Annotated in this window: 19 protein-coding genes; 8 read left to right on the top strand and 11 right to left on the bottom strand. The window is 72.8% G+C overall.

Annotated features, from left to right (window positions below; genetic code table 11):
- Window positions 1-47: 47 nt before the first annotated feature.
- Window positions 48-1,370, top strand: a complete 1,323-nt coding sequence (locus ACZZY9_RS07995; protein ID WP_463463691.1) for an ATP-dependent DNA helicase — start codon at window positions 48-50, stop codon at window positions 1,368-1,370.
- A 58-nt stretch (window positions 1,371-1,428) separates the two neighbouring features.
- On the opposite strand, the gene ACZZY9_RS08000 is transcribed toward ACZZY9_RS07995, so the two are convergent.
- The 3 genes from ACZZY9_RS08000 to ACZZY9_RS08010 form a co-directional block, all read right to left on the bottom strand.
- Window positions 1,429-2,082 (bottom strand): biliverdin-producing heme oxygenase, encoded by a 654-nt coding sequence (locus ACZZY9_RS08000; RefSeq protein ID WP_463463692.1) that lies wholly within the window; start codon window positions 2,080-2,082, stop codon window positions 1,429-1,431.
- 338 nt (window positions 2,083-2,420) lie between these two features.
- Window positions 2,421-3,857, bottom strand: coding sequence for an ice-binding family protein (locus ACZZY9_RS08005; RefSeq protein ID WP_463463693.1), 1,437 nt, complete (start codon window positions 3,855-3,857; stop codon window positions 2,421-2,423).
- Between the two features lie 183 nt (window positions 3,858-4,040).
- On the bottom strand, window positions 4,041-4,466 hold the full coding sequence (locus ACZZY9_RS08010) for a DUF4383 domain-containing protein (RefSeq protein ID WP_463463694.1): 426 nt from the start codon (window positions 4,464-4,466) through the stop codon (window positions 4,041-4,043).
- Between the two features lie 75 nt (window positions 4,467-4,541).
- Between ACZZY9_RS08010 and ACZZY9_RS08015 the strand changes: the two genes are divergently transcribed.
- From ACZZY9_RS08015 to ACZZY9_RS08030, 4 genes are all read left to right on the top strand, one after another.
- Window positions 4,542-5,456, top strand: coding sequence for a diacylglycerol/lipid kinase family protein (locus tag ACZZY9_RS08015; RefSeq protein ID WP_463463695.1), 915 nt, complete (start codon window positions 4,542-4,544; stop codon window positions 5,454-5,456).
- 187 nt (window positions 5,457-5,643) lie between these two features.
- Window positions 5,644-7,839: a choice-of-anchor I family protein gene (locus ACZZY9_RS08020; protein WP_463463696.1), complete on the top strand. Its 2,196-nt coding sequence runs from the start codon at window positions 5,644-5,646 to the stop codon at window positions 7,837-7,839.
- Window positions 7,840-7,963: 124 nt separating this feature from the next.
- On the top strand, window positions 7,964-8,674 hold the full coding sequence (locus ACZZY9_RS08025; RefSeq protein ID WP_463463372.1) for a hypothetical protein: 711 nt from the start codon (window positions 7,964-7,966) through the stop codon (window positions 8,672-8,674).
- Window positions 8,675-8,986: 312 nt separating this feature from the next.
- Window positions 8,987-9,472: a glutathione peroxidase gene (locus tag ACZZY9_RS08030; RefSeq protein WP_463463697.1), complete on the top strand. Its 486-nt coding sequence runs from the start codon at window positions 8,987-8,989 to the stop codon at window positions 9,470-9,472.
- Between the two features lie 69 nt (window positions 9,473-9,541).
- Here ACZZY9_RS08030 and ACZZY9_RS08035 read toward each other — a convergent pair whose 3' ends face one another.
- The 4 genes from ACZZY9_RS08035 to ACZZY9_RS08050 all read right to left on the bottom strand — a co-directional run bounded on the left by ACZZY9_RS08035 (window position 9,542) and on the right by ACZZY9_RS08050 (window position 13,571).
- On the bottom strand, window positions 9,542-10,222 hold the full coding sequence (locus ACZZY9_RS08035; protein ID WP_463463698.1) for a glycosyltransferase family 2 protein: 681 nt from the start codon (window positions 10,220-10,222) through the stop codon (window positions 9,542-9,544).
- Between the two features lie 74 nt (window positions 10,223-10,296).
- Window positions 10,297-11,832 carry a PIG-L family deacetylase gene (locus ACZZY9_RS08040; RefSeq protein ID WP_463463699.1) on the bottom strand — a complete coding sequence of 512 codons (1,536 nt, stop codon included), beginning with the start codon at window positions 11,830-11,832 and terminating at the stop codon, window positions 10,297-10,299.
- Window positions 11,826-12,905, bottom strand: a complete 1,080-nt coding sequence (locus ACZZY9_RS08045; protein ID WP_463463700.1) for an acyl-CoA dehydrogenase — start codon at window positions 12,903-12,905, stop codon at window positions 11,826-11,828. The genes ACZZY9_RS08040 and ACZZY9_RS08045 overlap by 7 nt, the downstream gene beginning before the upstream one ends.
- A gap of 132 nt (window positions 12,906-13,037) precedes the next feature.
- Window positions 13,038-13,571 (bottom strand): Lrp/AsnC family transcriptional regulator, encoded by a 534-nt coding sequence (locus ACZZY9_RS08050; protein ID WP_463463701.1) that lies wholly within the window; start codon window positions 13,569-13,571, stop codon window positions 13,038-13,040.
- A gap of 154 nt (window positions 13,572-13,725) precedes the next feature.
- Between ACZZY9_RS08050 and ald the strand changes: the two genes are divergently transcribed.
- Window positions 13,726-14,820, top strand: coding sequence for an alanine dehydrogenase (gene ald / locus ACZZY9_RS08055; protein WP_463463702.1), 1,095 nt, complete (start codon window positions 13,726-13,728; stop codon window positions 14,818-14,820).
- Window positions 14,821-14,927: 107 nt separating this feature from the next.
- Window positions 14,928-15,200 (top strand): hypothetical protein, encoded by a 273-nt coding sequence (locus ACZZY9_RS08060; protein WP_192061718.1) that lies wholly within the window; start codon window positions 14,928-14,930, stop codon window positions 15,198-15,200.
- 52 nt (window positions 15,201-15,252) lie between these two features.
- Here ACZZY9_RS08060 and deoC read toward each other — a convergent pair whose 3' ends face one another.
- Both deoC and ACZZY9_RS08070 read right to left on the bottom strand, forming a co-directional pair.
- Window positions 15,253-15,942 (bottom strand): deoxyribose-phosphate aldolase, encoded by a 690-nt coding sequence (deoC, locus tag ACZZY9_RS08065; RefSeq protein WP_463463703.1) that lies wholly within the window; start codon window positions 15,940-15,942, stop codon window positions 15,253-15,255.
- An 85-nt stretch (window positions 15,943-16,027) separates the two neighbouring features.
- Window positions 16,028-16,426 (bottom strand): PLDc N-terminal domain-containing protein, encoded by a 399-nt coding sequence (locus ACZZY9_RS08070; RefSeq protein ID WP_463463704.1) that lies wholly within the window; start codon window positions 16,424-16,426, stop codon window positions 16,028-16,030.
- Window positions 16,427-16,599: 173 nt separating this feature from the next.
- Between ACZZY9_RS08070 and ACZZY9_RS08075 the strand changes: the two genes are divergently transcribed.
- Window positions 16,600-16,878, top strand: coding sequence for a GlsB/YeaQ/YmgE family stress response membrane protein (locus ACZZY9_RS08075; RefSeq protein WP_463464657.1), 279 nt, complete (start codon window positions 16,600-16,602; stop codon window positions 16,876-16,878).
- A gap of 304 nt (window positions 16,879-17,182) precedes the next feature.
- Here the strand turns inward: ACZZY9_RS08075 and ACZZY9_RS08080 are convergent, their stop codons facing one another.
- Both ACZZY9_RS08080 and ACZZY9_RS08085 read right to left on the bottom strand, forming a co-directional pair.
- Window positions 17,183-18,919: a serine/threonine-protein kinase gene (locus ACZZY9_RS08080; protein ID WP_463463705.1), complete on the bottom strand. Its 1,737-nt coding sequence runs from the start codon at window positions 18,917-18,919 to the stop codon at window positions 17,183-17,185.
- A gap of 48 nt (window positions 18,920-18,967) precedes the next feature.
- On the bottom strand, window positions 18,968-19,867 hold the full coding sequence (locus ACZZY9_RS08085) for an SDR family oxidoreductase (protein ID WP_463463706.1): 900 nt from the start codon (window positions 19,865-19,867) through the stop codon (window positions 18,968-18,970).
- Window positions 19,868-20,003 lie beyond the last annotated feature (136 nt).

Genomic DNA, 20,003 nt, shown 5'->3' on the forward strand with positions numbered 1-20,003 from the left:
GCGCCTCCTCGGTCCCTCCGGGCCTCGTCGAAAGGTCCCGTCCGCTCGTGCCCGTCGCCCTCTCCGCCGAACAGCAGGCCGTGTTCGACGCCATCGAGAACACGCGCGAGCACATCTTCGTCACCGGGCGGGCCGGCACGGGCAAGTCGACCCTGCTGAACCACCTGTCGTGGAACACCGAGAAGCAGGTCGTGATCTGCGCGCCCACCGGCGTCGCGGCGCTGAACGTCGGCGGGCAGACGATCCACTCGCTGTTCCGCCTGTCGATCGGCCTGATCGCCGACCACGACATCGACCAGAAGCCCGAGCTGCGCAAGCTGCTGAACACCATCGACACCCTCGTGATCGACGAGGTCTCGATGGTGAACGCCGACCTGATGGACGCCATCGACCGCTCGCTCCGCCAGGCACGGCAGCGCAGGTCCGAGCCGTTCGGCGGGGTGCAGGTCGTGCTGTTCGGCGACCCGTACCAGCTGCCGCCGGTGCCGGGCGACGCCGAAGAGCGCGCGTACTTCCGAGACAACTACCGCTCGATGTGGTTCTTCGACGCCCACGTGTGGGACGATGCGTCGCTGCGCATCTACGAGCTCGCGTTCATCCACCGGCAGACCGCGGGCGACTTCAAGGAGATGCTGAACGCCGTGCGGCACGGTCGGGTGACGGCCGAGATCGCCGGTCACCTCAACGGGGCGGGCGCCCGAGCCGTCCCCGCCGACTCCGACGCGATCACGCTCGCGACCCGCAACGACACCGTCAACCGCATCAACAAGGTCGAGCTCGAGCGGCTGCCCGGCAAGGTGCTGACCGCCAAGGCCGAGGTCAGCGGCGAGTTCGGCGGCAGGTCGTTCCCCGCCGACGAGGCCCTCGAGCTGAAGCGCGGGGCGCGGGTGATGTTCCTCCGCAACGACAGCGACCAGCGCTGGGTCAACGGCACGACCGGCACGGTGACGAAGGTGCGCGACACCGTGTTCGTCGAGGTCGACGGCGAAGAGCACGAGGTGCAGCCCGCCGTCTGGGAGAAGTACAGCTACAGCTACTCGCAGTCGACCAAGCAGCTCCGCAAGGACGTCGTCGCCGAGTTCACGCAGTTCCCGTTGCGGTTGGCCTGGGCGGTGACCATCCACAAGTCGCAGGGCAAGACCTACGACAGCGCGATCGTCGACCTCGGGTCGCGGGTGTTCAGCGCGGGGCAGACGTACGTGGCGCTCAGCCGCATCACGTCGCTCGAGGGGTTGTACCTGTCGCGCCCCCTGCGGCCCGCCGACATCATCGTCGACCTCGACGTGCGGCGGTTCATGAGCCAGGCGACGCGGGTGCCCGCTATTCATGCTGCCGCGGACGCCGCGGAGAAGGCGGGCGACGAGGCCTGAGGGCAGACGGGCAGACGGGCAGACGGTCAGACGGGCAGCCGGGCAGACGGGGTCGGTGCTACGCGGCCGCGGCGGCCTTCGCGGCGGCCAGCGCCACGAACAGCTCGGTGCTGAACTCGTACGCGACCGCGACCTCGTCGAGCACGCGCTCGCGCGCCTCCGGGCTCCAGTCGACGGCGTCGAGCTGCTGGCGGTAGGTGGACTTGAACTGCTTCGGTGCGGCGATCTCGGCGAAGAGGAAGAACCCGACCCCGTTCGTGTCGAACCCGAACCGCCGCTGCATGATCTGGCGGATCAGCTGCCCGCCCGACAGGTCGCCGAGATAGCGCGTGTAGTGGTGCGCGATGAAGCCGCCGACCCATTCGGACGCCGACCGGATGCGCGCGCAGTAGTCGCTCGTGACGTCGAGCGGGCGGATGCGCGACCGCCAGTCGTCGCCCAGCAGGAACGCCAGGTCGGCCGTGATCGCCGGAAGCCGCGTCAGCGCCGGCGAGAGGAACGGGGCCGCGACCGCGTCGCCGGCGAACCGGGCCGCGACGGTCTCGAGCGCCTCGTACACGAAGTAGTGCTGGGCGAGCATCTCGATGTAGTCGTCGCGGGTGCCGCGCCCGGTCATCAGATCGGCCATGAACGTGCAGCCGATGTCGCCGGTGGCGCTCGACGCCGAGGTGCGCTCTCGCAGGGCCTGCGAGAAGGGGATGACGACGGACATCGCGGGCCCCTCCGTTCCGTGAGTCGGTTAGGTGACCCTAACCATAGCGAGGGAGGCGCGTGACGGCTACGCCCCTCGGCGAAACGTCAGGCGATGCCGAGGGTCTCGCAGGGCGAACGGCTATTACGCGTAGATGCGTAGTAGCCGATTCTCGCTGGCGCCTCACGAAACCCCGGGGACACGACACTGGCACCTCCCGAGGCCCCGGGGACACGACGATCGGCTATTACGCGTGGATGCGTAATAGCCGATCGTCGCTGCACCCCCCCGAGACCCGGGGCGACGTCGGCCCGAACCGACGACGCCCGGACCAGGGGGCCCTACCGAGGAGGCGCGGCTCAGCCCTCCGAGCTGGACGCCCGTCGTCTGCGGATCACGGCGCTGACCAGCAGCCCGATTCCGGCCAGCAGCGCGAGACCGCCGATCGTCAGCGGCACGGTCGACTCGGAACCGGTGAACGCCAGGTTCCCGGAGTCGCCGTCGTCACCGCCGAAGCGATCGCCGACCGGGAACGCGGGGCTGGTCGAGTCGGAGGGGGTGGGCACACCAGGCGTGGGCGAGTCCGACGGAGCCGGGACTCCAGGCGTGGGCGAGTCCGACGGGGCCGGGACTCCGGGGGTGGGGGAGTCCGACGGGGCCGGGACACCGGGCGTGGGCGAGTCCGACGGGGCCGGGACTCCCGGGGTGGGCGAGTCGGACGGAGCCGGGACCTCGGGAGTGGGCTCCGGAGTCGGGCCGGGCGTCGGGCCCGCGGCCTCGTCGATGCCGACGACGTAGTCCACGCTGTCGGCCGGCGACTCGCCGTTGTCGGCCGTGATGGTCACGGTCGTGCTGCCGGGGGTGGTGGGCGTGCCCGAGATGACCCCGGTGTCGGAGTCGAGGGTCAGCCCGGGGGGCAGCGTGCCGTCGGTGACCGAGAAGGTGGGGGCCGGGTTGCCCGACGCCGTGACCTCGAACGAGTACGGCGTGCCGACGGTGCCGTCGGTGGGGTTGCCCGAGGTGATGACCGGAGCCGACGTCACGGACGGCTCGCCGGGAGGCGCGCAGTTCTGCGGCACGGTGATCGTGTTGGTGTCGAGGGTGACGGCGCCGGTCTGCGCCAGCAGACGACCGGAGACGGTCGCGCGGGTCGTCGCGGTGATCGACTGCTGGGCCAGGATCGTGCCCGCGAACTGCGCATCGGTGCCGAGGGTCGCCGAGTCGCCCACCTGCCAGAAGACGTTGCACGAGCTCGCGCCGCCCGAGAAGGTCATGACCGTGTCCGACCCGATCGTCAGCGTGCTGGCGGCCTGGATGACGAAGACGGAGTCGGCGGCGCCGGCGAAGGCGAGGTCGCCGGTGTCGGCCAGGTTGATGGCGCCGCCGGAGTACACGCCGGGTGTCAGCGTGCGGTCGTCGAGCTGGGCGATGCCGCTCTCCTGCGGCGTGAGGCTGCGGGCCACGCCGTAGGCGGTGGCCAGGTCGGCCTTGGCCTGGCGGGCGGGGCCGTTGGCGACCTGCAGCGTGCCGCCGACGATGACGCCGGGGCCTTCGCGGAAGCCGGTGACGGAGGTCCCCGGGCTGAGGCCGACGTTCCCCTGCACCACGCTCGTGCCGGTGTTCGTCACGGTCGAGCCGGCGAGGACCCCGTAGGTGGAGGCGGTGCGGAGGTTGACGGGGCCGTCGATGATCGTGTCGGCCTGAGCCGCGAGGCCGCCGGCGACGGTGAGAGCAGCGGCGACGCCGAGCACCAGCGCCGTTCGGGCGATTGGAAGAGGGGACGGCGTGCGGGCCATGGAGGCACCTGACTGAGAAGAGGAGGCACCTGATCACACGACTGGGTCATGCGGCGTTCCCCGTTACTCGAGGTATACGTGGAGCCGACGCCGATGACAATGCTTTAGCCGGATAACGAACTACTTGAGTGACGTTCACGGTCGCACGTCAAGCGACCGACCCCCGATCGGGGGCCGCGGGGCTCAGCGGCGGCGGTCGGCGCCGATCGCCGTCAGCAGGAGCAGCCCGCCCACCACGAGGTGCGAGATGTTGTCGCCCAGGTTGACGGCGAGGTAGTTCGCCTCGGTGCCCTCGACGAAGAAGCCGACCACGCCGAAGACCACGAAGACGAGACCGACGATCGCGCCGATCGATCTGGCGGCCGAGACGCCCGACGTGCCGCCGAGCACGAGCGCGGCGCCCGCCAGCACCCAGATGACGGCGAGGGCGGGGTTGACGTTCCAGATGCCGAGGAGGTTCGCCCCGGTGGTGTCGAAGAAGCTGCCCATGTCGGGCGCCAGGAACCCCGCCACCCCGAGGAGCAGCACGATCGTGCCGAGGGCGAGCGTGAGACCGCGGTTCGGCGACTCGCGGATGCTCGGGGCGGGAACGGTGCTCGTGGTCGTCATGAAGACATCCAAGCACCCCGGGGAGGCGCGCGCGAGCCGAGCGCGGACCGCACCGCCGGGTGCCATGATCGGACGATGAGCCCGACCCCCCTGCGCCTCGTCGTCGCGGTCAACCCGTCGGCGTCGTTCGGTCGGCGGAGCGACGTCGGCTCGTCGGTGGTCGCGGCGCTGACCCGTGCCGGGCACGACGTCACCGTGCTGCTCGAGCAGTCGTTCGACGACCTCGTCGTCGCTGCCCGCGCGCAGCTCGCCACCTCGCCCGACGCCCTGGTCGTCGTGGGCGGCGACGGCATGATGAACCTCGGCACGAACCTCGTCGCCGGCACGGACGTTCCCCTCGGGCTCGTCCCGACGGGCACCGGCAACGACATGGCCCGGGCCCTGGGGATCCCGCACGACGACAGCGATGCGGCCACGCGCCTCCTCGTCTCGCAGCTCGACCGGCCCGCCCGCGTCATCGACGCCGGCCGGGTCTCGCGCGGCGCCGACACGACCTGGTTCGCGTGCATGCTGTCGGCCGGGTTCGACGCCGTCGTCAACGAGCGCGCCAACCGCATGCGCCGCCCGAGGGGCCGCAGTCGCTACAACCTCGCCCTCTACCTCGAGCTGATCCGGCTGAAGCACCTCTCGTACCGGCTCGAGATCGACGGCGAGAGCATGCAGCTCGACGGCACCCTCGTCAGCGTCGGCAACGGCCGGTCGTTCGGCGGGGGCATCACCGTGCTGCCCGACGCCGAGCTCGACGACGGGCTGCTCGACGTGCTCGTGGTGGAGCGGCTCGGGCGCCTGCAGTTCCTCCGGCTGTTCGGTCAGGTGGCCCGGGGCACGCACCTCGCCGACCCCCGCGTGCACGTGCACCGGGCGCGACGCGTCACGATCCACTCCGACGACGTCGCGGCGTACGCCGACGGCGAGCGGATCGGGTCGCTGCCCGTCACGGTCGAGGTCGTGCCGGGCGCACTCCGGGTGCTCGCGCCCGACGCCGTCTAGCGGCGCCGCGCAGCCCTCATCGATGTGACGCGAAAGGGGCCTCGTGCGGCGCGGAACGCCCGCGTCGAGTCACATCGATGCCGCCCGCCGAGGAGGCGCGGGTCGACCCCGAATCGCAACCGTCGGTTCACGTGCGCAACACCTGTGGTCCGTACGGTCGATCGACCCCCGACGAAGGACCGTTCCCATGCGACCAGCCCGCCGCCCCTCCCCGCACGACGCGACCGGCGTCCGTGACGCGCCCCGCGCCTCCTCCGCTCCCCGCGCCAAGCGGACCGCCCTCGCCGGCGCCGCCGGGCTGACCGGTCTCGGCCTCGTCGCCCTCGCGGCCGTCGGCCCCGCCGCCTCGGACCCCGCGGCGGCCGCGATCGTCGCCGCGCCGATCGCGTCGTTCGCCGACGCCGACGCCTTCTCGATGGCGCCCGTCGGCAGCTACGAGACGGGCGTGTTCGATCAGAGCGCCGCCGAGATCGTCGCGCACTACGCGGCCGAGCAGCGCCTGCTCGTCGTGAACGCCGCCGCGGCCCGCGTCGAGGTGCTCGACGTCGCCGACCCGGCCGAGCCGACCAAGCTGTTCGACCTGCAGACGACGGGCGTGCTGTCGTCCGACGGCTCCGTCGTGCCCGCCGACGCCGTCGCGAACTCCGTGTCGGTGCGCGCCGACGGACTCGGCGCCGTCGCCGTCGAGTCGAGCCCCAAGACCGCCGCCGGCTGGATCGTCTTCTTCGACGCCGCGGGCGACGGCGAGGCCCTCGGCGCCGTGCGCGTCGGCGCCCTGCCCGACATGGTCGCCTTCTCGCCCGACGGCACCCGTCTCATCGTCGCGAACGAGGGCGAGCCGGCCGACGACTACACGGTCGACCCCGAGGGCACGATCAGCCTGATCGACGCCCCCGCGACGGTGTCCGTCCCGGCGCAGACCGCCGTGCGGACCGCCGACTTCCACGCCTTCGAGGCCGACGGCGCCACCCCGGTCGACCCCGCCGTGCGCATCTTCGGCGGTCGTGCCGACGCCGGCACCGTGACCGACGCGGACCCGCTCGTGCGCCCGGTCTCCGAGAACCTCGAGCCCGAGTACGCGACCTTCTCGAGCGACGGCTCCACCGCGTGGGTGTCGCTGCAGGAGGCGAACGCCCTCGCGATCGTCGACGTCGCCACGGCGACCGTGAGCGAGATCGTCCCGCTCGGCACCGTCGACCGCTCGGTCGTCCCGTTCGATCCCTCCGACCGCGACGGCGCCGACGGCGGACCGGCGATCTCGATCGGCACCTGGCCGGTGCAGGGCTACCTGATGCCCGACACGATCGACAGCTACGAGGCCGACGGCGACACCTACATCGTGACCGCGAACGAGGGCGACTCGCGCGACTGGTCGGCCTACAGCGAGGTCGCCCGGGTCAAGGACCTCGGCGACGACGGACTCGCCCCGGTCTGCGACTCGATCGACCCCTCGCTGCTGACTGACGCCGGCCTCGGCCGTCTGAACATCACGACGGCGAACGGCCTCTCGGCCGATCGGAGCTGCTACGAGACGCTGTACACGTTCGGCGGCCGGTCGTTCAGCATCCTGGATGCCGCCGGCACGTCGGTCTTCGACTCCGGCGACGCCTTCGAGCAGCTGCTCGCCGAGGTCGCCCCCGAGTCGTTCGACTCGAACCACACCGCGACGGGCGTCGACGGCCGCAGCGACGACAAGGGCCCCGAGCCAGAGGGCGTCGCCCTGGGCGAGATCGACGGGCGGACATACGCGTTCATCGGATTCGAGCGCGTCGGCGGGATCGCCGTGTACGACGTGACCGAGCCGACCCGTGCCTCCTTCACCGCCTACGTCAACAACCGCGACCTCTCCGTCTCGGCGGAGGACGAGATCGACGACGGCGCCGACCCCGCCGGCGTGCTGACACGCGCCGGCGACCTCGGCCCCGAGGGGCTCGCCTTCGTCTCGGCCGCCGACTCGCCCACCGGCGAGCCGCTGCTGGCCGTCGGCAACGAGGTGTCGGGATCGACCACGATGTACGCGATCTCCGTGCCCGCCGCGGTCGAGCCGACCGTTCCGCCCGTCGACCCGAGCACGCCTCCCGTCGACCCGAGCGCGCCTCCGGTCGACCCGACGGTGCCGCCGGTCGACCCCACCGTGCCGCCCACCACCGAGCCGGGCGATGGCGCGACGGCCGTGCCGCTGCCCACGCCCACGGGCGACGCGGGCGACCCGGGCGTCGGCTCCGACGGTTCAGGAGGCGCGGCCGACGACACCGACGACGGCGCGCTGGCCTTCACCGGCTCCGACAGCGCGTGGCTCGTGCTGCCCGTCGGCGCCGCGCTCCTCGCGCTCGGCACCGGGCTGCTGCTGCTGGCCCGCCGGCGCCGCGCCGCGTCGGAGTAGGCCGTCTCGGACGGGATCGGCGAACCTGAGTGTCTTCTGTGTTCGCCGATCCCGTCCAATCGTTTCCCGGGAGGGTGGCGAATCCTTTTCATCCCCACCGGGAATCACAGAAAAGGACCTGATCATGAATGCTTTCTCCCGTAAGAAGATCACCAAGGTCGGACTCGGCCTCGTCGCTTCCGGCGCCCTCGTGTTCTCGCTCGCCGCGTGCTCGATGGACTCCAACAGCGGCTCCACCGAGTCGACCAGCTCGGCATCGGCATCGGCCGAGCCCAGCGCCGAGGCCACCCCGGTCGCCTCGCTCCCCGACCTCAGCAACGGCGTCGACACCCAGGTCACCGTCGACCAGTCCTTCGTCGACGCGCTCACCTCGCTGGGTCTGACCCCGGCCCCGGTCGGCACCGGAACCTTCGACGGCGCCACGGGCACCTTCGCGTTCCCGATCACCGGCGGCAACGTCGACTACTACGACCCCTCCTCCGACGTGCGCCCCTACGTCCAGGGCGAGCTCGACCACGACGGCTCGGGCCTGTCGCTGACCGCCGGTGACACCACCGTCGAGCTCACCGACTTCCGCATCGACCCGGGCGAGTCCAAGCTCTACGGCACCGTGTCCGCCAACGGCGAGGTCGTCGTCGAGGACGCCTACCTGTTCAACCTCTGGGGCGGCACCCTGAAGCCCCTCCAGATGGAGGGCACCAACGCCGTCCTCGAGGGCACGACCGTGCACATCAGCCCCGACGCCGCCGCGCTGCTGAACGAGACCTTCAGCACCGACGCCGTCCAGGACGAGATGCTCGTCGGCGTCGCGAAGATCACCGTCGCGACCGAGTAGTCGGCGCCGCTCCGGCGGCATCGCTTCTCAGTACGACGACTCGGGCTCCGGCCCCCGGCCGGGACCCGTGTTCCCGGTGGAACCCCACCCCGCAAAGCCCCACGGCCGCGCGAGGTGGGGTTTTCCCGTGCGCCCAGGCCCGCGCCTCCTGCTGGCCCGCTCGATGAGTCACGACTCGCCGCGCATCCTCCCGACCCCGCGGCGAGTCGTGACTCCTCGACCCCGGGGTGCGGGGCGGGGCGCGGGGCGGGCGGGGCGCGGCTGGCCGCCCGCGGAGGCTCACGCCGATCCGCGCGGCGTACCCTCGGGGCCATGAGCGAACTCGACACCATCGACCTGACCACCCTGCGCGGCGACAGCACGACCTTCGGCGCCTACAGCGACAAGGTGGTGCTGGTCGTGAACGTCGCCTCGCGCTGCGGTCTGGCCCCGCAGTACGAGAAGCTCGAGGAGCTGCAGAAGACCTACGGCGAGCGCGGGTTCACGGTGCTCGGGTTCCCGAGCAACCAGTTCCTGCAGGAGCTGGGGTCGTCCGAGGCGATCGACGAGTACTGCTCGGCGACCTGGGGTGTGACGTTCCCGATGATGGAGAAGATCAGGGTCAACGGGCGCAACGAGCACCCGCTCTACACCGAGCTGAAGAAGGCGGCGGACGCCGACGGCAAGGCCGGCAAGGTGAAGTGGAACTTCGAGAAGTTCGTGATCACCCCCGGAGGCGCGGTGCACCGCTTCCGCCCCACCACCGAACCCGACGCCCCCGAGATCGTGTCGCTGATCGAGGCGTCGCTGCCCGCGTAGGTCGAGGCCGCGCGGCGCCGGGCCGCCCCCTCCGCGAGCGGGTCGACGCAGCGCCGCGCTGCGCCGGGCCTACGCGAGCAGGTCGACGGCGAGGTACCCGGCGTATCCGCCGCGGGTGCGACCCACGCGGCGGCCCGAGGTCAGCACCTCGCCGGCGTCGGATGCGGTGACGACGGCGTCGGTCTCGCGGAGCCGCTCGACGAGCACGACGTCCTCGTGCAGGTCGAGCGCGTCGAACCCTCCGGCGGCGCGGTAAGCGCTCGCCCGCAGCCCCAGGTTCGCGCCGTGCACGTGCCCGTTCGGGCGACCCGGCGTGTGCCGGGCCGTCCAGGCCGCGATCTGCTCGGCGCTCAGGTCCGCGAAGTCGGGTCGCACGGTGCCGACCATCACGTCGCTGCCGTCGTCGGCGAGGGCGACCTGCGCCACGAGCCATTGCGGCGGCACGACCGAGTCGGCGTCGGTGTTGGCGATCCACACGGCGCTCTCGTCGACGCCCTCTGCGGTGAGCAGTCGCATGGCCCGGTCGACTCCGGCGGCGCGGGCCACGCCGACGGCGCCGCCGGCCGTCTCGATCACCGTCACGCCGGGGGCGCGTCGGGCGAGCTCGGCGGTGTCGTCGGTGCAGGCGTCGGCCACGACGACGGTGACGACCCGCACCTCCTGGTGATCGTCGTGGAGGCGGTGCCGTGCGACCCCGACGGCGGCGAGGCAGCGCTCGATCAGGGCCGACTCGTCGCGAGCGGGCACCACGACGGCGACCCCCAGGACACGCGGGCCCAAGACACGCGGGCCCAGGACACGCGGGCCGAGGAGGCGCGGCGCACTCACCGCAGACCCGTCCGGTCGGCCACGGATCGCCCGTCGCGCGACCGCACGTCGAGCACGAAGTCGGCCTCGTCGTGGTGCGCGACCGGGTGCAGCCCGGGGCGGCGGAGCAGGGCGGCGTGCACGTCGTCGCCGCTCTGCCGGAAGTCGTCGGCCCCGTGCCGCCAGTGGCAGGCGACGACCGTGCCCGCGGGGGCGAGCACGCGCTCGACGTCGTCGAGCAGCCGCTCGAACTGGTCGGGGTCGAGGTAGTAGCCGACCTCGCTGATCAGCACGAGGTCGAACGGGCCGGAGTCGGGCAGCCCGCGCGTCACGTCGGCCTGCTCGACCCGCACGTGCGGACGATCGGCGAGTCGCGCCCTGGCGTGCCCGACGGCGACCTCGGAGACGTCGAGCGCCAGCACGGACGAGGCGCGCTCGGCGAGCTCGGCCGTCACGACGCCGATCGAGCAGCCGATCTCGAGCACCGAGCCGAGCCGCTCGTCGGGCAGCGACGCGAGCGTGATCGCGCGCTTGCGCCGCTCGTACCAGCGCGTCGTGACCCCCCAGGGGTCCGCCCGGCGGGCGTGCGTCGCGTCGAAGCGGGTGCCGTGCGGCTGCGCCGATACGGGCTGAGCGGACTCGGGCTGAGCAGACTCGGGCTGCGCCGGCTCGGGCTGCACCGGCTCGGGCGGCCCGGAGCGCACGAAGACCTCGGCGTCGCGCCGGAAGTGCGCGACGAAGTCGGGGCGGAGCACGGCCTCGTCGCCGGGGCGCGACGACAGCGGGCGCAGCTGCGAGGCGTGCCGGTCGAGGGCGCGGGCCGCGGCCGCGCGGGCCTCGGGGTCGAGCTCGACCCGCACGAGATCGGCCCACGGCACGTCGGGGTGCTCGGGGGCGCCCCAGTGCCAGAGCCAGACGGGGTACTCGAACAGGGCCGGCGCGAGGTCGGCACCGACCGCCTCGGCACCGGCACCGGCACCCACGACACCCGCGACACCGTCGGCGTCGGCGTCGGCGTCGGCCGCAGCGTTCTGCACCAGCTCCGCCGCGATCTCGCCGAGCACGCGGTGGTCGCGGTGACCGTCGCCGCGCCAGGGGGCGAGCACGACGGCCGGGCGGACGTCGGCGACGACGGAGGCGAGGCGGGTGCGGATGTCGACCCGCGCCTCCTGCAGTCCTCCGTCGGCGACGCCCATCAGCACGAGCTCGATGCCGGAGCCGAGCTCGTCGAGGGCGGCTCGCGCCTCCGCCGCGCGCTCGTGGCGCAGGGCGTCGGCCGAGGTGGTGGTCGAGTCGGGGTGCGAGCCGGCTCCGTCGCTGACGACCACGACGGTGACGGCGCGCCCCGAACGCACGGCGAGCGCGATGAGCCCGCCCGCGCCGAGCGTCTCGTCGTCGGCGTGCGCCGAGAGCACGAGCAGCGGACCGGCCGCCGAGCCGAAGCCGGAGCCGTCGCCGAGGAGGCGCGGGTCGACCGGCAGCGCGGCCAGCCTCCCGTCGGCGGCCCACGCCTCGACGGGGCCGGCGGGGTCGCGCGCGTCGAACCTCACCACGGGGCGACCGCGCTCTCGCGCAGCTGGCGGCCGAGCGACGCGTCGTCGGCGTCGGCGTGGTGCTGGCGCAGGTAGAGGGTGAGGTCGGCGACCCGCTTGGCGTGGGCGGCGTCGGCGACGAGGGGCGCCGGGCCGAGCGCGCGACCGACCCGGGTCAGCACGTCGTCGGCGGCGTGGGCGACGGTCGCGCGGACCCGCTTGGCGAGCAGACGGCCGTCGTCGCCGGTCGCGCGGCCCCCGTCGACGAGCTCGGCGGCCTCGGCCAGGGCGCGTCGGGCGTCGGAGAGGCGCTCGTCGACGGCTCCGAGCGCGGCGGCGGTGTAGGGGTCGGGGTCGCGTCGGACGACCGTTCGGTGCAGCGCGCGGGCGATGCCCACGGCCCCGCCGTACCAGCACGCGGCGACGGCGATGCCGCCCCACGAGAAGCCGGGGCGTTCGAGGTACCAGCCGGGGGCGCCCACCGGCGAGGCCGCGACGGCGTCGAAGCGCACCGGGCCGGAGGGGATCTCGACCAGCCCGCGGGCGTGCCAGGCGCCGTCGACGACCTCGACGCCGCCCTGCCGCAGATCGACCGAGAACAGCCGCCGCTCGTCGCCTACCCAGGCCGTGACGAGCGCCGAGTCGAGCACGCCGGCGAGCGAGCACCAGCCCTTCTCGCCCGAGAGCGACCAGCCGTCGCCGACCTGCTGCGCCTCGAGACGGGTGCCGGGCAGCTCGGCCGCGAAGACGCCCCAGCTGCGCGTCGCCGCCGCGGAGGCGCGGGTCGCGCCCGCCGCGTCCGTCCCGTCGGGCCTGCTGGTCGCGTCGGCTCCACCCGCCGCATCGACCTGCTGCAGGATGGCGAACGCGTCGAGGTGCGGCTCGACGGCGCGGGCCGCGCCGAGATCGTGGGCGGCGAGCGTCGCGAGGGCCCGCCACAGGTCGGCGGTGCGCCCCTCCCCGGGGACGGGCGCCGCACCTCCTCGGCTGGTGAGGGCGATGCCGAGTCGGAGGGAGCCCTCGACGTCGGAGGGGAGGTCGTCGGCGACGAGACGCGTGAGCGAGCCCGGTTCGCTGGGGCCGGTGAGTTGCATACCTCGACCGTAGGCCGACGAGGGGATTCCCGGGGTCCGTCGACAGGAGCCGGCGAGGGTGATAAGGGCCGACCTCGAGCCGCTCCGCAGGCGGGCGGCACGACGAGGGCGCCTCCCCCGACGCCGAGGTGCTCAGCGGAACGAGGCCGCGACCCCGTTGCGGTGGTAGTCGAAGACGATGCTCGTCCGTGTCGACGCCACGCTCGGCTGAGCCGACAGATGGTCGACGACGAAGGTGCGGATCTCGCTCGAATCCGAGACGGCGATGTGCACGATGAAGTCGTCGTGCCCGCCGAGGAAGAACACCTGCAGCACCTCGGGCAGACTCCGCACAGCCTCGGAGAACGCGGTGATCGCCGCCTGCCGCGACCCCGGGCGCAGGGTCACGCCGATCACCGCCTGCAGCGGGCGGCCGATGCGACGCTGGTCGACGCTCGTCAGGAACCCGGTGATCACCCCGCGGTCGATCAGCGACCGGAGTCGCGTGTGCGCGGTCGACGGCGCGACGCCGACCGCCGCGGCGAGCGCCGCGTTCGACAGGCGGCCGTCGGTGGCGAGCACGTCGAGGAGGCGGCGGTCGACCTCGTCGAGGTCCGCAGGAGGTGCGGCGACGGCACCGACGCCCGCCGCGCCTCCTGCAGGTCGAAGATCGTTCGATTCGGTCATGCTCAGCGCCTCTCGCAGGGTGTCATCGGGTCGATCCATCGGGTCTCGCAGAATATTCTTCGGTTGAAACACGGGTGAAACGAATGATCGACAGCATCGTCTCATCGATCGACGACGACCGGCCCGCGAGGCCCTGACGCGACAGGAGACGCCCATGCGCGTCGGAGTGCCCACCGAGATCAAGAACAACGAGAACCGCGTGGCCATCACGCCCGCCGGCGTCGACGCCCTGGTGCGCCGGGGTCACGAGGTGCTGATCGAGAGCGGGGCCGGCACGGGCTCGCGGATCCACGACGACGACTTCGCCGCGGCCGGCGCGACCATCGTGCCGACGGCCGACGAGGTCTGGGCCCGGGCCGACCTGCTGCTCAAGGTGAAGGAGCCGATCGCGGCCGAGCATCGCCTCCTGCGCCCCGATCAGGTGCTCTTCACGTATCTGCACCTGGCCGCCGACCGCGAGCTGACGGAGGCGCTGGTCGCCTCGGGCACGACCGCGATCGCCTACGAGACGGTGCAGCTGCCCGACCGCTCGCTGCCGCTGCTGCAGCCGATGAGCGAGGTGGCCGGGCGGCTCTCGATCACGGTGGGGGCGTACCAGCTGATGCGCGCCTCCGGGGGTCGGGGCACCCTGCTCGGCGGCGTGCCGGGCACCCCGCGCGCCAAGGTCGTCGTGATCGGCGGCGGTGTCGCCGGCGAGCACGCGGCGGCGAACGCGCTCGGCCTCGGCGCCGACGTGACCGTGATCGACCTGTCGCTGCCGCGCCTCCGTGCCCTCGAGGCGCGCTTCGACGGACGGATCCAGACGCGGCCGTCGACGCCGCACGAGATCGCGATGCAGGTGCGCGACGCCGACCTCGTGATCGGATCGGTGCTGATCCCCGGTGCGGCCGCGCCGAAGCTCGTCACCGACGAGATGGTCGCGGGCATGAGGTCGGGCGCGGTGCTGGTCGACATCGCGATCGACCAGGGCGGCTGCTTCGAGGGGTCGCGGCCCACCACCCACGACGACCCGACCTTCGCCGTGCACGACGCCGTCTACTACTGCGTCGCGAACATGCCGGGCGCGGTGCCCGAGACGTCGACGCGGGCGCTGACGAACGCGACGCTGCCGTACGTCGTGGCCCTGGCCGACCGCGGCCTCGACGCGGCGACGGCGGCCGACCCGGCACTCGCGGCCGGGGTGAACGTGCACGCGGGCGAGGTCACGAACGCCGGCGTCGCGGCGGCGCTCGGGATGCCGCTGGGCTGAGCCGCCGAGTCCGCTCCGCGCACGACGCGCCGTGGCGGTTGCGCCGGCGCGAGCGGCCTGCTTACACTCGCCTCTGATCGAACACGTGTTCGAACGAGAGGCAGGCCATGAACATCTCCACCACCCGATCGGCCGTCGCGCTCTGGTTCGACGACGGCCTGCCCGCGCGCCTCGTCCACGACGGCGTCCGGTGGCGGGTCAGCGACACCCCGACGCCCCTCGTCGACGAGCCGCTGTTCGTCCACGAGCTCATCACGCACCCGCCGCGGAGGTTCCTGGGGTGGCGGTTCCAGGCCACGGCGTCCGACGGCACGACCCACATGTTCGAGGTCGTCCGCGACGCCGCGGGGCACTGGCTGCTCGGGCGCCTCTACGACTGAGCGGAGCCCGGGCCGACGGCGATGCCGGCCCGGGCTCCGTGTCAGGCGGGTCTCAGTAGCCGGCGCCGGCCGACGAGTCGGCGCCCTCGACGAGCGCGCGGGTTCCCGAGACGCCCAGACGGGTCGCGCCCGCGGCCACGTAGCGACGGGCGTCGTCGATCGTGCGGACGCCGCCCGAGGCCTTGACGCCGACGCGGCCGCCGACGGTCTGGGCCATCAGCTTGACCGCGTGCTCGGTCGCGCCGCCGGTGGGGTGGAAGCCGGTGCTCGTCTTGACGAAGTCGGCCCCGGCCCGCTCGGCGGCCTGGCAGACGGCCACGATCTCGTCGTCGCTCAGGGCGGCCGACTCGATGATCACCTTGAGCACGGTCGGGCTCGGCACGGCGCCGCGCACGATGGCGATGTCCTCCTCGACGGAGACGAAGTCGCCGGCCTTCGCCGCGCCGACGTCGATGACCATGTCGATCTCGTGGGCACCCGAGGCGACGGCCTCGAGAGCCTCGGCGGCCTTGACGGCCGAGGTGTGCTTGCCGCTCGGGAACCCGGCGACGACGGCGATCTTCAGCTCGGACCCCTCGGGCAGCACCAGCGGCAGCATCGACGGCGAGACGCAGACCGAGTAGGCGCCGAGCTCGACGGCCTCCGCGATGAGGGCGTCGACGTCGGCGTGCGTCGCCTCGGGCTTCAAGAGGGTGTGGTCGACGAGGCGGACGATGTCGGCGGCCTGCAGTGTCTCGGTCATGGGGGTCCTTCCGGGGCGATCGAGCCCGATCGGCTCGTCGTCCATCATCGACCGTCGCGGCACGACGGCGAAACCGACGGCCCGCTCAGGCCGGGCGATCGCCGTCGCGGCGCTTCTCGACCTCGATCTCGAGAGCCCGCAGGCGGGCCTGCTGCTCGTGGAACTCGATCTCGCGGTCGAGGGCGGCCAGCTGCTCCTCCGTGCTGAGGGGGCGGGAGGTGGTGGCGACCGTCTGCGTGCGCGGACCGCCGAATCCGAGCCGCTCGCGCCTCCTCGGATCGCCGAACGACACGTGCTCGGACGGGGCCGACCGCTCACGGCCCACCGCGAACCACAGGATGCTGCCGATCAGGGGCAGGAACACCACGAGGAGCACCCAGACGAGCTTCGGCAGATGCTGCACCTGGCCGTCCTGTCGCGTGACGATGTCGACCAGGGCGACGAGCACGAGGGCGAACATGAGACCGGAGACGAGCACGTACATGTCGCGATCATATTCAGCGAACTCCTACCTGCGCCACCAGCGATTTGGAGGATCATCTGGATGGAATCGGACGAATCTGGCCCGCCGACGCGCAGAAGTGGTTGAGTCGGTGATTGCCCGACCCCGTGGCAGCAACCGCGCCCGACCCGGCGCTCGCAAAGAAAGCAGTCATCATGCTCGGTCTGATCGTCAGCCTCATCATCATCGGCCTCATCGCCGGTGCAGTCGCCCGCCTCGTCGTCCCCGGCAAGCAGAACATCTCGATCCCGATGACCATCCTCCTGGGCATCATCGGCTCGTTCGTCGGTGGATTCCTCGCCTACCTGATCTTCCCCGGCAGCAACCCCGACGGTTTCTTCCAGACCTCGGGCATCATCGGTTCGATCATCGGCGCCATCATCGTCCTGGTCATCTACCTCAAGGTCACCGGCCGCAAGGGCGCTCGCAACTAGTCGACCCTGCGCCGCGCGAACGGGCCGCTCTCCAGTCGGAGGGCGGCCCGTTCTCGTGCGCCCGGGGCTGGGGCCGCGCGCCGTGCGACACGGGGCGACGGTGGGCAGAAGACGCCCTCCAGCACCCCACGAAGGGCATGTTCCGACCACCGTGCGCCGGGCATCGGGGGCCTGGCGACCAGGGTGGGCAGAAGACGCCCTTCAGCACCCCACGAAGGGCACGTTCTGACCACCGTGCGCTGGGCGTCGGGGGCCGGGCGTCGGGGCGGAGCGGGCTGCAGCGCAGCGCAGCGCGGCCTCCGCCCTACGGCTTCCCGTTCCCGTTGTTGTTGCCGGGGCCCGAGTTCGGGTTCGTCCCGCTGTTGCCCGGCCCGGTCACGGCGCCGGTGCCCACCCCGGTGCCGGGCACGGTCGCCTCGGGCACCGGGACCTCCTCGGGCGCGGTCTCGTTCTCGTCCGGTTCGTTCTCGTCGGGCTCGTCCTCGCCGGTCGACTCGGAGGGGGTCGTCGGCTCGGGCGCCGTATCCTCCGACGGCTGGGCCGGCGCGGGTGCGTCCTCGGTCTGCTCCGGCTGCGGCTCGGTCGTCTCGGCCGGGGTCGTCTCGGCCGGGGTCGTGGCCTCGTCGGAAGGGTCGTCGCTGGGCGTGCCGCTGCTCGGCTGCGACGACTCGACCGGTGCTCCGTCGCCGTCGCCGCCCTGCGTGATCCCCCAGACGACGGCCCCGGCGATGAGAGCCAGCACCGCGACGATGATCACCGGCAGCACCCAGCGGCGTCGCCCCGAGGAGGCGCGGTCGAAGTCGCCGGGGCCGCCATCGGCACCCGAGCCTCCCGCACCGGCACCGGCCGCCACTCCGCCACCCGTCGCGGCGGAGCCGAGGGCCACCGCCGGGGCGAAGCGCTCGGTCGGCGCATCCGAGCCCGGAGCGCCGTTCGAGTACGACGACGTCGGGGCGTTCGCGCCGTAGGCCGCGGTCGGTGCGTCAGCACCGGCACCGTACGCAGCGGTCGGCGCGTCAGCACCCGCACCCGCGCCGTACGCGGCGGTCGGCGCATCCGCCGCCGCCGCACCCGCGACGCCGGCGCCCGCGACCCCGGCAGCCGCAGCCGCGGCGGCCGCGGCGGGCAGCACCATCGTCCGGTCGCTGCGGCTGATCGGCTCCGTCGGATCGGGCACCGAGGCCAGGTCGGAGGTGTCGCCGCCGCGGGCGGCCGAGGCCAGTCGCGACGCGCGGCGGGAGACCTCGAGCGCGGTGGGTCGCGCCTCCGGATCCCTGGCGGTCATCGAGGTGAGGAGCGACGCCCAGCCGGTCTCGAGCGACGACGGCACGATCGGGTCGTTGTGCAGGCGCGCCATGACCGACTCGATCGCGGAGCCCGTGAAGACCCGCGATCCCGTCAGGGCCTCGAGCGCCACGAGACCGAGCGAGTAGACGTCCGACGGCGGTTCGATCGGCTGACCGAGCGCCTGCTCGGGGCTGATGAACGCGGCGGTGCCCATGACGGTGCCGGTCGCGGTGAGCCGCGTCGAGTCGACGAGGTAGGCGATGCCGAAGTCGGCGAGCTTCGCACGGTAGCGCCCCTCGCCGCCGGGCACGGGGGCGAGCAGGATGTTCGCGGGCTTGACGTCGCGGTGCACGACGCCGCCCTCGTGGGCCACGTGCAGCGCCTCGCCCAGGTCGGCGAGCATCGCGGCGGTCGTGGCGGGGGTCAGCGGGCCCTCCGAGATGAGCGTCTGCAGCGTCGGCCCCTCGACGAACTCCATGACGAGGTAGGCGCGGTCGGCGTCGTCGACGCGGGCGTCGAAGAGCGTCACGATCGCCGGGTGGGCGAGACCGGCGAGCACCTGCACCTCGCTGGTCTCGCGGCGCAGCTCGGCGGCGTCGGCCCCCGTCGGCGCGAAGAGCTTGATGGCGACGACGCGGCCGAGCAGCGTGTCGCGGGCGCGGTAGACGCTCGCCATGCCGCCACGGCCGAGCACCGACTCGATCTCGTAGCGGCCGTCGAGCACCATGCCTGCGGTGAGGTCCGGGGTGTCCATGTCGCCTCCTGTCCGGGTCGTCGGGCAACGCCCCCCACCCTATTCGGGCTACGGAGTGACCATGCCGCCGTTCACGTTCAGGGTCTCGCCGGCGACGAAGCTCGACTCGGCGCTCGCCAGGAACACGTAGGCCGGGGCCTGCTCGGCGGGCTGCGCCGCGCGGCCCATCGGCGACTCGCTCGAACCGAACTCGGGCAGGGTCTCGGGGTCGACGCCCTGGGTGACCTGCAGCACCGACCAGGTCGGCCCGGGCGCGACGACGTTGACGCGGATCCCCTTCGAGACGAGCTGCTGCGCGAGCCCCTTCGAGAAGTTGTTGATCGCGCCCTTGGTGGTGGCGTAGTCGAGGCGGTCGGGCGCCGGCGTGTAGGCCTCGAGCGACGCTGTGTTGATGATGGTCGAGCCCGGGCCGAGGTGCGGCAGGGCGGCCTTGATGATCCAGAACGGGGCGTAGACGTTGGTCTTGAAGGTGAGGTCGAACTGCTCGTCGGTGATCTTCTCGATGCCGTCCTGCCAGATCTGCCGACCGGCCACGTTGACGACGGCGTCCAGTCCGCCGAGGCCGGCCACCGCCTCCTCGACCAGGGTGCGACAGAAGGAGGCGCTGGTGAGGTCCCCGGGGATCGCGACGGCCTTCCGACCGGCCGCCTCGACGACCTCGATCACGTGGCGGGCGTCCTCCTCTTCGGAGGGGAGGTACGACAGCGCGACGTCCGCGCCCTCACGCGCGTAGGCGATGGCGACGGCGGCGCCGATGCCCGAGTCGGCACCGGTGATGAGCGCCTTGCGACCCGTGAGGCGACCCGAGCCGCGGTAGGTGCTCTCGCCGAGGTCGGGCACCGGGTTCATCCTCGACTGCAGGCCCGGCTCGGGCTGCTGCTGCACCTCGGGGCTGATCACGGGGAAGCGCGTGCGGGGGTCGTCGAAGGTGTACTGATCGCGGTCCATGCCGTCCGTCGTACGCCGGGGTCCTGAGCGGAGGGTGCGTGCGTACCCCGGGTCGCACGGTGGCCCGCGACCCCGATCGGCGGGTGTTATCCGTCATGCGCACTGGATGCGCGGATAGTTAGTCGGTCTAGCGATT

Source organism: Frigoribacterium sp. AC394 (assembly GCF_979258095.1).

Coding starts and splice junctions, on each gene's coding strand:
- ACZZY9_RS08080 (WP_463463705.1), bottom strand. CDS start 18,919: ATGGACACCCCGGACCTCACCGCAGGCATGGTGCTCGACGGCCGCTAC.
- ACZZY9_RS08020 (WP_463463696.1), top strand. CDS start 5,644: ATGCGACCAGCCCGCCGCCCCTCCCCGCACGACGCGACCGGCGTCCGT.
- ACZZY9_RS08050 (WP_463463701.1), bottom strand. CDS start 13,571: ATGACCGAATCGAACGATCTTCGACCTGCAGGAGGCGCGGCGGGCGTC.
- ACZZY9_RS08075 (WP_463464657.1), top strand. CDS start 16,600: ATGCTCGGTCTGATCGTCAGCCTCATCATCATCGGCCTCATCGCCGGT.
- ACZZY9_RS08025 (WP_463463372.1), top strand. CDS start 7,964: ATGAATGCTTTCTCCCGTAAGAAGATCACCAAGGTCGGACTCGGCCTC.
- ACZZY9_RS08085 (WP_463463706.1), bottom strand. CDS start 19,867: ATGGACCGCGATCAGTACACCTTCGACGACCCCCGCACGCGCTTCCCC.
- ACZZY9_RS08010 (WP_463463694.1), bottom strand. CDS start 4,466: ATGACGACCACGAGCACCGTTCCCGCCCCGAGCATCCGCGAGTCGCCG.
- ACZZY9_RS08015 (WP_463463695.1), top strand. CDS start 4,542: ATGAGCCCGACCCCCCTGCGCCTCGTCGTCGCGGTCAACCCGTCGGCG.
- ACZZY9_RS08045 (WP_463463700.1), bottom strand. CDS start 12,905: ATGCAACTCACCGGCCCCAGCGAACCGGGCTCGCTCACGCGTCTCGTC.
- ACZZY9_RS08005 (WP_463463693.1), bottom strand. CDS start 3,857: ATGGCCCGCACGCCGTCCCCTCTTCCAATCGCCCGAACGGCGCTGGTG.
- deoC (WP_463463703.1), bottom strand. CDS start 15,942: ATGACCGAGACACTGCAGGCCGCCGACATCGTCCGCCTCGTCGACCAC.
- ald (WP_463463702.1), top strand. CDS start 13,726: ATGCGCGTCGGAGTGCCCACCGAGATCAAGAACAACGAGAACCGCGTG.
- ACZZY9_RS08070 (WP_463463704.1), bottom strand. CDS start 16,426: ATGTACGTGCTCGTCTCCGGTCTCATGTTCGCCCTCGTGCTCGTCGCC.
- ACZZY9_RS08030 (WP_463463697.1), top strand. CDS start 8,987: ATGAGCGAACTCGACACCATCGACCTGACCACCCTGCGCGGCGACAGC.
- ACZZY9_RS08000 (WP_463463692.1), bottom strand. CDS start 2,082: ATGTCCGTCGTCATCCCCTTCTCGCAGGCCCTGCGAGAGCGCACCTCG.
- ACZZY9_RS08060 (WP_192061718.1), top strand. CDS start 14,928: ATGAACATCTCCACCACCCGATCGGCCGTCGCGCTCTGGTTCGACGAC.